This window comes from Endozoicomonas sp. 2B-B, assembly GCF_053470045.1.
Genome location: NZ_JBLZMU010000001.1, coordinates 501302 through 514785 on the forward strand (window position 1 = coordinate 501302; position 13484 = coordinate 514785).

At 50.7% G+C, this 13484-nt stretch carries 16 protein-coding genes; 12 read left to right on the forward strand and 4 right to left on the reverse strand.

Annotated features, from left to right (window positions below; all coding sequences use genetic code 11):
- The first annotated feature begins 2 nt into the window (after positions 1–2).
- Entirely contained in the window at positions 3–620 is a 618-nt protein-coding gene (locus ACOMHB_RS02020; protein WP_448215285.1) for a 3'-5' exonuclease, read from the forward strand.
- A gap of 177 nt (positions 621–797) precedes the next feature.
- Entirely contained in the window at positions 798–1070 is a 273-nt protein-coding gene (locus ACOMHB_RS02025; protein ID WP_448215286.1) for a hypothetical protein, read from the forward strand.
- A gap of 288 nt (positions 1071–1358) precedes the next feature.
- Here the strand turns inward: ACOMHB_RS02025 and ACOMHB_RS02030 are convergent, their stop codons facing one another.
- The 4 genes from ACOMHB_RS02030 to ACOMHB_RS02045 form a co-directional block, all read right to left on the reverse strand.
- Complete coding sequence (locus tag ACOMHB_RS02030; RefSeq protein WP_448215287.1) at positions 1359–1631, reverse strand: hypothetical protein; 273 nt, start codon at positions 1629–1631, stop codon at positions 1359–1361.
- An 11-nt stretch (positions 1632–1642) separates the two neighbouring features.
- Complete coding sequence (locus ACOMHB_RS02035) at positions 1643–1855, reverse strand: hypothetical protein (protein ID WP_448215288.1); 213 nt, start codon at positions 1853–1855, stop codon at positions 1643–1645.
- Positions 1856–1922: 67 nt separating this feature from the next.
- Positions 1923–2144: a hypothetical protein gene (locus tag ACOMHB_RS02040; protein WP_448215289.1), complete on the reverse strand. Its 222-nt coding sequence runs from the start codon at positions 2142–2144 to the stop codon at positions 1923–1925.
- 40 nt (positions 2145–2184) lie between these two features.
- The gene (locus ACOMHB_RS02045) at positions 2185–3072 is read right to left on the reverse strand and encodes an ArdC family protein (protein ID WP_448215290.1); all 888 of its coding nucleotides are present in this window, start codon (positions 3070–3072) and stop codon (positions 2185–2187) included.
- A gap of 592 nt (positions 3073–3664) precedes the next feature.
- On the opposite strand from ACOMHB_RS02045, the gene ACOMHB_RS02050 reads away from it, so the two are divergent.
- The 10 genes from ACOMHB_RS02050 to ACOMHB_RS02095 all read left to right on the forward strand — a co-directional run bounded on the left by ACOMHB_RS02050 (position 3665) and on the right by ACOMHB_RS02095 (position 13480).
- Positions 3665–4300, forward strand: coding sequence for a hypothetical protein (locus ACOMHB_RS02050; protein WP_448215291.1), 636 nt, complete (start codon positions 3665–3667; stop codon positions 4298–4300).
- Positions 4300–6075 (forward strand): hypothetical protein, encoded by a 1776-nt coding sequence (locus ACOMHB_RS02055; RefSeq protein WP_448215292.1) that lies wholly within the window; start codon positions 4300–4302, stop codon positions 6073–6075. Before ACOMHB_RS02050 ends, ACOMHB_RS02055 begins: the two co-directional genes overlap by 1 nt.
- The gene (locus tag ACOMHB_RS02060) at positions 6072–6650 is read left to right on the forward strand and encodes a lysozyme family protein (RefSeq protein ID WP_448215293.1); all 579 of its coding nucleotides are present in this window, start codon (positions 6072–6074) and stop codon (positions 6648–6650) included. The genes ACOMHB_RS02055 and ACOMHB_RS02060 overlap by 4 nt, the downstream gene beginning before the upstream one ends.
- Positions 6647–7219 carry a hypothetical protein gene (locus ACOMHB_RS02065; RefSeq protein WP_448215294.1) on the forward strand — a complete coding sequence of 191 codons (573 nt, stop codon included), beginning with the start codon at positions 6647–6649 and terminating at the stop codon, positions 7217–7219. Before ACOMHB_RS02060 ends, ACOMHB_RS02065 begins: the two co-directional genes overlap by 4 nt.
- The gene (locus ACOMHB_RS02070) at positions 7212–7508 is read left to right on the forward strand and encodes a hypothetical protein (protein ID WP_448215295.1); all 297 of its coding nucleotides are present in this window, start codon (positions 7212–7214) and stop codon (positions 7506–7508) included. The genes ACOMHB_RS02065 and ACOMHB_RS02070 overlap by 8 nt, the downstream gene beginning before the upstream one ends.
- On the forward strand, positions 7505–9352 hold the full coding sequence (locus ACOMHB_RS02075; RefSeq protein WP_448215296.1) for a hypothetical protein: 1848 nt from the start codon (positions 7505–7507) through the stop codon (positions 9350–9352). The genes ACOMHB_RS02070 and ACOMHB_RS02075 overlap by 4 nt, the downstream gene beginning before the upstream one ends.
- A 79-nt stretch (positions 9353–9431) precedes the next feature.
- Positions 9432–10535 carry a hypothetical protein gene (locus tag ACOMHB_RS02080; RefSeq protein WP_448215297.1) on the forward strand — a complete coding sequence of 368 codons (1104 nt, stop codon included), beginning with the start codon at positions 9432–9434 and terminating at the stop codon, positions 10533–10535.
- Between the two features lie 11 nt (positions 10536–10546).
- Positions 10547–11548, forward strand: a complete 1002-nt coding sequence (locus ACOMHB_RS02085; RefSeq protein ID WP_448215298.1) for a phage major capsid protein — start codon at positions 10547–10549, stop codon at positions 11546–11548.
- Positions 11549–11629: 81 nt separating this feature from the next.
- Positions 11630–12463 carry a hypothetical protein gene (locus tag ACOMHB_RS02090; RefSeq protein WP_448215299.1) on the forward strand — a complete coding sequence of 278 codons (834 nt, stop codon included), beginning with the start codon at positions 11630–11632 and terminating at the stop codon, positions 12461–12463.
- Positions 12464–12499: 36 nt separating this feature from the next.
- Positions 12500–13480 carry a hypothetical protein gene (locus ACOMHB_RS02095; RefSeq protein ID WP_448215300.1) on the forward strand — a complete coding sequence of 327 codons (981 nt, stop codon included), beginning with the start codon at positions 12500–12502 and terminating at the stop codon, positions 13478–13480.
- Positions 13481–13484: the final 4 nt, after the last annotated feature.

A 13484-nucleotide genomic window follows, 5' to 3' on the forward strand; every position in this document is an offset into this window, starting at 1 on the left:
TAATGAAACATCTAATGGTCGATCTGGAAACCATGGGCAACAGCAATCAGGCTGCCATTATTGGCATCGGGGCTTGTTTCTTTAACCCGGCTACGGGTGATATCGGGGAAACATTCTCCCGAAATGTAACCTTGCAGTCCTCAGCGGATGAAGGGCTGAAGATGGACGTATCTACTATCGAATGGTGGATGAAGCAGGACGATGACGCACGAGCCATTTTTCAGCGTTCGGGATCTCCATTACCAGAAGCACTTCTGGAATTCTTTGACTTCATTCCAGAGAGGCTAAGACGATCCGTTCAACTCTGGGGGAATGGAGCTACTTTCGATAATGTGATTCTGGAAAATGCTCTTATGGCCTGTGATATGACCACCCCCTGGGAATTCTGGAATCATAGAGATGTGAGAACCATTGTTGAACTGGGGCGGACGATCTTGGGCATTGACCCCAAGCGGGACTTTCCTTTCGAGGGGGTTAAGCATGATGCTCTGAGCGATGCCATTCACCAGGCGAAGTATGTTTCTGCGATCTGGGGTGAGTTACAGGGAGCGGTGGATCTGGCCCGAACTGTTCAGGGTGGGAAGGCTGAGAAGGATTTGGCTTTGCATTTTAGGGAGTGATAACACTCCATTGATCCTGAATGACAAACCCCGCTTTTTAGCGGGGTTTGTTGTATCTGGACGACCCGGTGGCTTCAAGGAACAGGCGTTCCCGGAGTATTTCGCCGTGGTTATTTCCTCCCCACCGGTTCTTGATATGATACGGAAACGATAACAACAAGCAATATTCCCTTTGTTATGTTCTGGATTCGATTTTTTGGGAAACCTTTTCTTAAAGCCTTTGCTCTTCTGTTTGGTCTGCTATTTATGGCTGCCCTGATTCAGCTGTTATATCTTCATATAGCCTGGGCATATAATCACTATGAAGCGGATCTGGCCATGGCACTGGCTGCAGCGGATGGAAGAATAGGGTTGAATGCCTTGATCAATGACTGGCCTTTTATCATAGGTTTTGTAGCAGGGCTGGCAGCAATATACAGTGTTATGGCTGCAATGCCCGGTGGTGAGTAAAAGGCATTTACTCTCGACGCCAACATGTAAATTTAATACTGTCCCCAATGCTTCAGTCGGTGATAGGCCAACAGGCGTAGGACTGATCGGGGACAACGGCTCCGGCCCTGGCTCCAGTTCTTTATAGTTCCGTATGGTTCGCGGGTCAGTCGTTCAATATCTTTCAGAGTTAGGCTCAAGCGGCGAGCGCGAATGGCCAAGGGGCTTGCCTGCTCCCTGTTTCTGGATTGTTTCATGGTTACTCCCTTAAATGATCAGCGCCCATTGTAGGGCGCTTGAGTAGTTTTATCATCTTTGAACACTGCGCCAGGCTTTTGTGAGCTTTGTTCTGTGCTTTGGCCAGTCCGGGTGAGTTACTGCATGTTGCCGCATATTAATGCGTCGGTGTATGTTCATGCGGGCAATTTGATTAACTTGCTCATCATACCTTTCAATGTATTTGCAGAGCTTTACTCCGAATTTCCTTACCCACTGGATATCAAGAGTGATTCGTTTCTCTGGATTTGATTGACTCCATTGGCGATAGAGCTGCATAAAGGTCTGGTTTCTTTTAGTCTTCATTGTTTGTCTCCTTACATCTCAGCCTGTGCTTTGCGTCCAAACTCCAGTGACCTTAGCGGCCTGTATCGATAACGTTCTGCGAATGATTGCCGGGACTGTATCGCCAGGCGGGCAGGTAGCCAGGTGCCTGAGCTGTCCCCCGGCTTGCTGACCAGATACATCAGCTCGCCGTCTTCCATCTTGCAGCCGTTAATAACGCCCTGGGTGGTGAGTGTTCCTATCATGCTTATTCCCTTTTCCCGTCCCTTTTCTTTTGAAGGCAGATGGCCGCCAATGGCGGCGCGGCAGTTCTTAGATGGGATTGACGACAGGCCACTGGCTAACGTCTGCTGTGTCGGCTACGACCAGAGCGGCAGCTTTTCCACCTACTGGGCAGTAGGGCACTTGGCTATTATTCAGATGGCTTGCAAGGTATCCGCCACGGGTTGTGTCGTAGACGGCAAAGCCGCGAATAGATACGGTCTGACCGTCTAACATCCAGCGAAGTTTGGTTATGTTTTTAACTTTAAGCATGGTGATTTCCTTTCAAATGAGTAAAAGCCTGAGGGGCCGCTTAAGCAGCGGCTCTTTCGGTTTCTTCTTCCAGTGAATAAGCGTTCAAGTGTTCGGCGGCTTTGCTCGCTTTGCTGGCAGCGGTGAAGATGGCTTTCTTATCGTTCTTAAGCACCTTTAACCAACTCTGCAGGTAGCTGGCGTGTCGGAGTTCAGAACAAATCCCAAACTGGGCACAGATAAACGCGGCTCCCAGTTCTGCTATGAGCTCCTCGGCTGCGTAAGCTTCGCTACCAAACCTGTTACCGAGTTGTCTGTCTAACCGTGACTTGTGGCCTGTCCAGTGGGTCAGCTCGTGAAAGAGAGTGGCGTAATATGCTTCAGGGCTGGTGAAGTCTTCAGGGCGTGGCATACGAATCAAATTAAGGACTGAGCTGTAACAGGCTTTACCTCCTCCATGACGGATCTGGGCAGAAGTTGCCCTGACAAAGCTGTCTATGTGGTCATAACCTTCGGGCATTTCCAACGGCTTGAGTTCTTCCAAGTTCAGGCCGTCGCACTGCTCGATATTGAACACGGTGTAAGACTTGAGAAAAGGAATCTTTACTTCGAGTTCTTCGCCGGTTTCTACATCATCAACCGTGCGTTTCATGGTGTTGTAATAAACAACAGTGCATCCCTTTTCTCCCTTACGGACGTTGCCGCCTAGTGCTTGTGCCTGCTTATAAGTAACCCACCCGTTAGCGTTATAGCCTTGCTCTTCTGCCTCAATGAACAAAAGCAGAGTGTTCACACCTGAATAGTTCTTTTTGGAACTGGCGTTGTATGGAAGCATTGAGCAGGCTTCTCCAGCTTTCCACTCTTTGACCCAAGGCAGGTTTCCGCTCTCCATAGCCTTGATGATCCGATCAGTAACTTCCTGGTGAATGTCGCGTCTCTGCTTAGTCATTATTCTTATCCTGTTTTTGAAGTGGTGCTATAAATGCACCTTGATTTATAAGTTAGGCGCATATTGCGCCCTTGTAAACCCCTAAAACCGAAAAAGTTCAAAATGCCCCGTTAAATCTTTCCTTTGACCCACTCTTTTGACCCGATCTAAAAGTTATTAACTAATTGTTTTAAAAGGATTAATTAGCTGTGACCCGATGGTCCCGCGCAATCTGCCTATCTATAGAAAAAAGTTAACCGCAGTTCATACCGAAACCAGATTCAGGAAGGTTCGTGCAACCCCATTACCTGATACCGGGACCAGCGGGGACATCGGGACCGTGCCCGATCTTATAATCATCAAATAGGGTCATTAACCCCTTATTTATCAGTACTTATCTCAAGTCAGGATCAAGCTCTAGCCTGAACCTGAGCACAGAACTACACCGGGACAAACAGAGGGACAGGGCGGAAAAAAGAGGGACACACAGAAAACAGCTCACATAGGCTTATTTAAAGATTTTGTGTTGTTATGAGTGCACCTAATCAGTATCTTGCAAGAATAAGGAGGTAAGAAGTTCTCCCCACGGACGTTATCAAGAGGATTCAAGAGCATGGCAGGACACGGCGGCGCAAGAGCAGGAGCTGGCAGACACAAAGGCGGAGTCTCCCAGCTGAACCAGATCATGCGTGCCGCGATCACTAAAGGGCTTGCCCATGCTGGCCGGGAGAAGTACGGCGAAGTTGTGACAGGTGATGATCAGGAAGCCGCCGCGATCACAGGCGCGATGATCATTAGTGACATGATCCACTCAGGCCAAGGAGCTGATGTTCTTAAACTGGCGGCAGTCATCCAGACCAAAGACACTGGGTCGGACAGCCAGGGCAGCACCCTGGAAGACTCCCTAAAACGACTCCCGGCGCTCTCCCGTGACACCTTTATGCCATCTGAAGGCGACGACACAGAACAAAAGCCAACAATAACAACGAATTACAATCAGAGCCCAACTGACACAGAATCAGAGGTGCCGGTTTTAGCGCCTGAATCCGGGACATTCTTCGCGCCACAGCAAAGCCTGCTGATGGATGCAAACCCCAGCCCGGCAGCCGAACGGCAGGCACCCCCCACCCCCCCCGGTGCCCCAGCCCATACATCTATAGACCTTGACTCCAAAAATTTTGAAAAATCCGAAGTTGTCCCAGACCCGGTATTCGAGCTGCCTTCTGATGACCATGCGAGGTCCCGGTAATGGCTTGGACTCCAGAACGGCACGACATGTGCCGCCCGATGCTGGAGGAGGAGGCTCGCGCCTGGTGGTGGCATGTAGGTGCGGGCAAGATGATAGAGAGCCTTCCCGAAGTTGAACGACCCGCCGCTCAGCTGACCTGGTTGCTGATCCGGTGGCGGGTAGACCCTGTTTGCTTCGCGGTCGAAGCCCTGCGCATTGTTCTGCATAAGTATCAGATAGCCATTCTTCTGGATCTGGCCGACGCTCCGGTTGAGCTCTACAAGTTCTATGGCGTTAACCCAAATCAACCGAAACGGCAGGTACTTATCCCTGCAGGTCATGGTGTCGGTAAAACCCGTGTTTTGGCTGTTGCCATCTGGTGGCACAAGCTTACGACCATGTATTCATACAACCTGTGTACAGCTCCAACAGCGCCCCAGCTGACTGGGCGCTTATGGGATGAGCTGCGCAAGATGTATCGTCGCCTGAAAGAGCGTTGGCCCGATCTTGCCAATCGTTGGGAGATCCAGAGAGACCGAATCACCCATATTGATTCTGAAAACGCAGACTGGACGACCGTGGCCAGAACAGCCAGGGCAGACAAGCCAGAAGGTTTGCAAGGTGCTCACGCTCTGGACGCAGACGACGAGTTTGGTCAATTAGCCGATCTGTTCGGCGAGGATCGCAAGACAACCAGCACTGGCGGCATCATGGTTGTCATCGACGAAGCCTCGGGTGTGGACGACAGTATTCGTAAAGTACTTCGCGGTGCTTTGTCAGAATCAGGTGCCAGACTGATTGCGCCTGGAAACCCAACCCGTCCCGATGGCTGGTTCGCCGATGACACCGATAAAAAAGATCGCTACTCAGTTCACCATCTTGATTGTCGCGAGTCCGATCTGACCCGTGTTTATGAGATTCCATACCGTGATACCAGCGGCAATATTCAGCAACTCAAGCTAAGAGGCTTCGTTGATCCCAGTTACTGGAATGACCTTTATGAAGACTGTGACAAAGACGAAGATCACGACGAATTCCGCATCCGTGTTCGAGGCGTAAAACCTCGCAGTGCCTACAGTCAGGTGAATAAGACCTATCACATCGAAGCTGCCATTGAGAGAGCCGACGATCCTGATAGCAAACATGAGCAGGCCATTATTGGTCTGGACTTCGGTCTTACCAGCGACAAGCACGCTCTGGCCGTTCGCCAGGGGTTCAATATGCTGGAAGGCGAGGAGTGGCTACCCAAGGATAACCCCGACGAAATTACCCTGGATGCAGCGGATCGAGCTATCGCAGCTCAGAAAACCTTCGGGGCCAGAATCATTATCGGAGATTCAAACGGTGTTGGCCGAGGGGCAATGGAATACCTGTCACGGTATTACCGCGAGCACCCGGAGCTAAAAGTTCGAGTGATCCACTTTAATTCTGGTTTAGGCGCTGTTGATAAAACCCGTTACCACCGTCGCAGGGATGAGATGTGGCATAAGAAAGGCCGCCCTCATTTTGCTAATCCCCGTTGTTCACTTCTGGATATTCCTGGACTGAAAAGCCAGTTGACCGCGCCTGGTTATCGGGAAGGCGCTGATAGAAAAATCCGAGTGGAAACAAAAGACGAAATGAAAAAGCGGGGCGTTGAGTCTGGAAACATCGCCGACGCCTACCAGCATACCCTCATGGTCACACCTCGCGAAAAAGAAGAACGCAAGGAAGAAGAACCTAAACACCCGCCAGCTTTTCAAGCGCATTTTAAAAAGCTTGCCCAGCAGCGACAGCAAAGGAGATACATCCGGTGAATAAAGAGATCGAGGAAACCGCCGCCAATTACGCGCAGATATTTGATCTGCCCCTGGTTCTGATTCTGGCCATTATCAAAGTGGAATCAGCTGGCAATATTTTTGCCATGAGAATGGAACCACCCTATCGCTATCTAGTCGATGTTCGCAACAACGCCCCTTTCCGTGAGCTGACCCGAGAAGAGAACCGGCAAGACAAAGCTCCCGGTGATTTCCCTTATATCCGGGGAGTCTGTTCCCGTGATTCTGAATGGATGGGCCAGCAGTGCTCCTGGGGCCCTATGCAGGTCATGGGCGCGGTAGCTCGTGAGCATGGCTTTCGGGGACACTTTCCTCAGCTTTGCACCGTTTCCGATGGTGTCTTTTACGGCTGCAAACACCTGGCCCGCTATCGCAAGGTTTACTTTGAACGTTATGGCTGGAAAGGCGTGGCCGCCGCTTATAACGCTGGCTCTGTGCGTTTCGGCAGTGACTGTCAGCTGGTCAACCAGAACTACGTAGATAAGGTGGCTGATTATGGAGCCGCTGAGCTTTTCAATGAAACGCTTAAGGAGACAGAGGAGGTTTCTGCATGAGCTGGTTGGACAAACTGAAAGAATATGCCCCTTCCATCGCCATGACATTGGCCACAGGTGGTACAGCTGCACTACCGGCGGCATTGATTGGCATTTTGGGTAAAGAGCTTTCTGGCAATGACAAAGCCAGCCCTGTTCAGGTCGAAGAAAAGCTTCAGGCGTTTACCCGACAAGCGGCGCTTGATCCGGAAATAGCCAGGCAGCTGCACAAGGCAGATATGGCCTTCAGAGAAAAACAGCTGGAACTGGAATACAAAGACCGGGCCGACGCCCGAAAACGAGACATAGCTATCCAGAGCAAGCGTGGCAGAAATGAGCGAGCAGACTGGATGCTGGTTATGGCATTCGTGGGTTTCCTTTGCTGTCTGTTCTCACTGATCTGGCTTTTTCTGGAGGGCAGTCCCGATGCCGGTCTGGTTGGCATTGTTGCCACGTTCGGCACCAAGTTTCTGGGTATGTGTGATCTTGGTTTTGCTTTTGAGTTTGGTGGCAGCGCAGACGGTAGCAAGGCGAATCGGAACATTGCGGCAATTCTGGGTCAGAAAGTAAAGGGGCAAGGGAATGCCTGAAGCTATCACTATCTCCTTTCCGGCATTGCTGGGCCTGATAGTGCTTCTGATCAATCTGGTTGTTATTGGCCCGGTGGGCTGGATTCTACGCCAGCACATTCTGGATCACAGAGAACTCAAGAAGACTATCTACGTCAAGCTGGATGAGCTGGAAGAAAAGCACAACAACCTTCGTCAGGAGCTTCCGGACAAGTACGTCAGCATCAAGCGGTATCTGAAAGAGATGGATGAGTTCCGTCAGTTGCTTCACAGGATTCTGGAAAAACTGGATAACAAGGCGGACAAATGAAAAACAGTACTGACATCTGGCATCAACGGATCAGTGCCAGCCGAAGGAAGCGGGAGCCCTGGGAAACTGTCTGGCAGTATTACTCAAGACTGCACACCGAAGGCAAGGACGCCGTTGCTGGTTTGGTCGACGACCATGTTCTGGAAACAGCGACAGGAGACCGGGTAAAAGTCAGCCTGGTCTATCGCAACCTTGAACAGACCATGGCTTTTCTGGAAACTCCGGATATTGGTATCACTGCCCGAGCCACTTCGGCCACTCGCGAGCTGGATAATGTAGATACCCATAGAGAAGCTGTGGTTGAGCAGGCGCTTTCGGACAGTATGAAACGTTCCGGTTTGATCACAGGCCCGGAACGTCTGGACCAGATGAAACTGGATGGTTTGATTTGTGGTCATGCGATCAGCTATTCCTGGTGGAAAGTGATCGAGGAAGAAATAGAAGTGGCTACTGTCCCCGTTCTGGTAGAAAGCGATGGGATGCTCAAGTCCAAGATCGACGCCAAAACCGGCAGACAGAAATATGAAATGGAGACTCAGACGATCACTGTCTTCGAGCATGTCGAAGATATGAGAGTGAGCCCCATGCAGTTTCTGTTTGCCAGTGGTGTGAATCAGATTTATGAAAGCCCCTGGTATGGTTTTGAGTCAGTAGTTCGCCTATCTGTTCTCAAGGATGATAGCCGTTATGATATTCCCGACACCATCGAGCCTTCGTCGTTCAAGATCAAGAATATGACCGGAGAGCATGAACCTGGCGACGATTTTCTTCAGGAAGATTCGGTCAAGCTGATCATCGTTTGGGATAAAGACACCCGAGAACTGATCCACTTTATTGAAACATCGGCTCAGGAAGCGTTACAGAAACAGAAGGGTAAGCAGAACGACACACATCTAGTCGAGATCTACCGAGTTAAGCACCCTGTTCGCTTTGATAATCCGGAAGACAGTCCTTTTAACTTTTTTGTGCCACAGCCTGCCAGTGACACGCCTTTTGGTATTAGTCATATCGAGCATATCCGAAACCCTGCTATCGAAGCGGATACCATGCGCTCCCGTCGAGCGGATATTGCAGCGGGGCAAAAGAAGCTCTGGGCCTATAACAAAAACATGATTGACCCGGATCAGATGGAAGCTGTGCTTTCTAATGATAAGAAGTTGGATGCGGTAGGCGTTGATATAGACAGCGACAATGATCGTGCCAATCTGGATAACGCCGTTAAGGAAATCCAGACAGCCGGTGTGCCCGATGAGCTTTTGCGTTACCAACCTTTCGCCGAAGACGATGTACGCAAGAACAGTGGTATTGCAGAAACACCTTTCGGTGGGGCTGAGACTGCTACCGAGTCTGAGAATCAACAGATGATCGGTCAGGCTCGAACCAACCGCAAACGCAACAAACTGTTCAAATTCCTGACTGATATTTCCCGTACCCATCATGCGTTTCTTCGGGAGTTCCTGCCTACTGGTCAGTCATTGCGAATGTCACTCCCTGATGGCAGGGAAGAGATCCTGCAGTATGGCCGGGAAGCTCTGGATGGAACCTTTGATATCAAGGTGACTCCCAGTGGCGGACCTTCTGCCCTGAGCCCGGTTCGGCAAAAAATGCTGATTGATGCCATAGGACTTGTTCAGAACCTGGGACCCGAAGCTATGTTGCTGTATTCAGGGGAAGCTTTGAGACAGATGGATATTCGCGAGTCCAATGCAATATTGGCTGCAGCACGTCGACATCTCATGGGAATGAATGCACCAATGTTGCCAGGTAGTGAGAATCCCGATACCAATCCCAATGCAATCAATGACGCCACGGTATTGGGATCAGCAGTGAATACATTCGGATAATTCAGGGGTTTACTTTTCATTCTTTAAGGGTATCTTCTGGTGTTATAGATGCACCAAGCAAGGAAGAGACCCCTAAATTATGACTACCGAGACTGATTCCCAAACTTCGACCCCCGGCGCTTCCCCGGACTCTCCGGCAACAACCTCTCTTCCTGCAGCTGGAGAGTCCGGGTCTTTTTCAACCGATTCCAATAACCCCGCCGAAGCAGCCATGGCTAGAGCCCTGGCCAGTCGTGAATCAGACTCCCACGAAGATGACCCATCTCAGACCGTTGATAGTGAAACTTCCGATGGCCAAGCGCCCGACCCTGCCAAGGCCGGGGCCAGCAGTCAGGAGGAAGCGAACGAAGACGGCGCAACCGAGGCTGATCCAAACGGTTCCGATCCTGAACAGGAAGAGGGCGACAGTCGATCACCAGAGCCATTGGCAGCACCTGAGTCCTGGGCAACTGACCGTAAGGACGAGTTCGGCAAGCTCGACCCCAACAGTCAGAAGCTGGTCCTCGATTTTTATGAGGACATGAACGGTGGCCTGAACAAGGCCATGCAAAAACTGGCCGACGCACGTAAGGAAACCCAGAGTAACTTCGGGGTAGAAGCCACAACCGTTAAGGAACTGGTTGACCTTGGTCGTGAGTTTGAGACTGATCCTGTCAAGGTGATCTCTCAGCTTGCGGAACAGGCTGGCTTGCCCGTCTTTTTTTCTCCTCAATCCGATGATCAGATCCCGGAGTTTGAGTCTACTGAACAGCAGACTAAATGGATCAGGGACACCCTGAGTAATCAGACGAAGGCCGACGTAGCGGCAGATCGGAACAGAGCGGACGCAGAAAGGGAAACCAACGAACGAATTCGAACCGAACTCGCTGAAGCCCTCACTGCCCACCCCGATCTGTCCGAGCACAGGGACGCCGTTCTCAGCCTTATGGCAGAGAAAGGTGTTACTGCGACAGAAGCCTACCGTCTGAGTACCTGGGATAAGGTCTCAGAGATGGCCATGGAGTCAAAGACTCTAAAGGCTGATCTGGAAAAACTGCAAGCGGAAAACGAGAAGCTGAAAAAGACGAGCACCAAGCCACCTGCCAAGGAAATCGGCGATGCGCAACGTGAACAGGAGGAAGCCAAGTTGTCTCCTCATGAACGCGCCCTGCGCAGGGCTCAGCGTGCGCTTGCGCAAAGATAAAGGACTGATCAATGGCAACCTACAGACATAATTTGCCCCTGTTCGCAGGGACCCAGAAAACAGAAGACCTGTTCTTGCATACTCTGCATGAGCTGGATAAAGAAGTCGTGAATGAGCTTGAGATAGAACATGCACTGTATGCCTATCTCAAGATGAACAACCTGATCAAATATCAGGGTGACATCAGTACAGAAATCACCATCCCACTTCTGGATAAGCCTAACAGCACAGTTAAGGACTTCACCGGATACGACGACGCTGACCTGACTCCGCAAGATGCCACCAGTTACGCCAAGTTCCTCTGGGGTCATATCGCGGGTACCCAGATGTACAACCGGGAAGAAATGGTTAAAAACTCAGGTGAGTACAAGCTACTTGATCTGATTGAGACCAAAACAACCCAGCTGAAAGAATCCATGAACAACCATTTTGCCAGTCGTCTGATTGGTAATCAGGATTCTGATGGTCGCTCCATCCTGGGCCTGGGCCGAATCATGACACCGGGCGCTATAGTGGGTGGCATCGACCCCTCTGCCAGTGGCTATGCGTATTGGGATGTTCACAACATCACCAAAAGCGGAGTCACCAAGTACAGTCTTGCCGACGATGATGAGTACAGGGCTGGAATGCGTAAGACTCGCAGAGCCTGCACCTTGAACCAGAAGTCCCCCGACGTAATTTTCTGCGGAGAGGATGTCTGGGATAAACACTGCGCAATGGTTGAAAACAAGATGCAGTTCTCTCCAGCCGAAGCGGACGCCTTCAAAGGTTTCGAAGCCATGAAGGACAACGGCAAGATCTATATCTACGAAGAGAACCTGCCTGCAAAACGTTCCTGGTTCATGAACTTCAAGCATGGCATTGAGGTTCGTGTCCATAAGGGAACAAATTTCCAGATGACTGACTGGGAAAATACGCCCAACAAAGTTCAGACCAAGCATCGTCAGTGTCTTCTGTACGCATCCACTGTGTGCAAGAAGCGCAATCTGAACGGTGTCATTGATTTTGAATAAAAGCGTCTGAACGCTGTTTCCTTGTAATTTTGGGCGCATTCACCTTCTCCGGTAATGCGCCTGTTTTTTAACAGGCTGGCCATGATAGATCCACAGTACCCCAGACCCGACAGTGACCGAGAGGCCCGGATCGTGACCGACGTGATTGGCCTGCTCAAGATTCGAGACGACGAAGACACCCAGAAGAAAGTAAAGCGCTGGTTGCATCACACGTTGGTCAAAGCACAAAAGAAACCGAAAAAGCCCTGGTGGTTCACCAAGCGGCTTTTCTCATTCGTCGCTTACCCTGGCCAGGATGTATTTGACCTTAAAGGCAGCATTGATTCGCTGATCTCTCTTCACGGAGAGCAAAAGCTGGTTAAGGCCACCATGAACAAGATTCTCAACTACCGAAGCCAGGCTTTTAACAACAGTAACGCCAGCAGGGGTAAACCTCGTATTTATGCAGAGTACGGTGGTCGTCTGCACATCTGGCCTGCTCCAGACAAACAGATGATGTTAAACCTGTGCTTTACCCTCCCTATGACTGCGAACACCGTTCCCGATGAGTGGGAAACATTTCTGGTTGATGGCGTGATTGGTTTATACGGTGCCCATTTCGATAAGAGTGGAATGGTCGGTGAGCCACGTGAGTTTGCAAACCGATTCTGGGAGTCGCTAGAGAGTGCCAACAGCAACAACCACGATATAGAGCTGCATGAGCGCAACACATACTACGGCGCGTCTGTTCCCGGTGAGAACCTGTCTACTGCTCTGGCTGAGGTGAATAGCGGTAATTATCTCGACAACCAGGACACTATCGTCACACCGGCGTATCAGGGAGAGCCAGGACAAGCCCAGATTCTCTCTGATACTGGCAATGGGAATACCCATGGTGAGCCTTTTGTCCAGATTCCGGGAGATGAGCAGCCATGAGCGGAGATAAAAAGCCGTGAGCGGAGATAAAAAGCCATGAGCAACCTTACCCCTCGTGAACAGATGTTAGCCCAGTTTAGCGCTGGAAAATTCCCGCCTGAATCAGAGTGGCACAAGATGATTAACGGTATGTTTGATACCGCTGATCATGCTGCCGTTGTAGGTGAAAAACGAGCAGAAGTAGAACAGTTTGCTAACCAGGTGGATCTGGCTCAGCAAGATGTGACTGACAAGCAGATTCAGACCACCGCCGATGCTCAGCAGACTTCAGAAGATCGAACCGCTACAGGTCAGGATCGACAAGTAGCAGAAGAGAAAGCCTCCCTGGCAACTTCAGAAGCGAATCGGTCCAAGCAGGAAGCAGACCGTTCAGCAGAACAAGTCAGCCTGACTCAGCAGGAAGGGTCGACCCAGATAGCCGCAGTAAAGGCAGAAGGTACTACCCAGAAAGATGCTGTAACCAGCCAGGGAAACCAACAGGTCAACCGGGTAACGACTGAAGGTAATGACCAGATTAACCGGGTGGTCCAGACAGGCAACCAACAAGTCAGCAGGGTTGAAACAGCAGGCGATGAAAAAATAGCCGAGGCAACCAGCCAGGCGAATACAGCCACATCCGCAGCCAATGCCGCTCAGGAAAGTAAAAACGGTACTGCTCAGGATAAGACGGATACGGCCAATAGCCTGTCACTGGCCCAGACTGCTCAGCAGGAAACAGAAGCTGCCAGAGATACCACACTGGAGCACCTGAACGAGTCCAAACAGGTCAACACCACAACCGGCACTCTGAAAGACGATGTTCAGCAACTGATTCAGGACGCAGGCGCAATCCGTACAGAGGTAGAGCAGAAAGAAACAAATGTAGCGGATCTGGCTGCCCAGGCGAAAGCGTCAGCCGATCGGGCTAATGAGGTTGTGACTGGGCCTTACACCTTTTTAGCAACGTCGCAGGTGGTTCAGGCAGCGGCTCTGGTTTCTATGCAGTCTGCCTTTATCGAACAACACGCTTTCAAGTAATCAA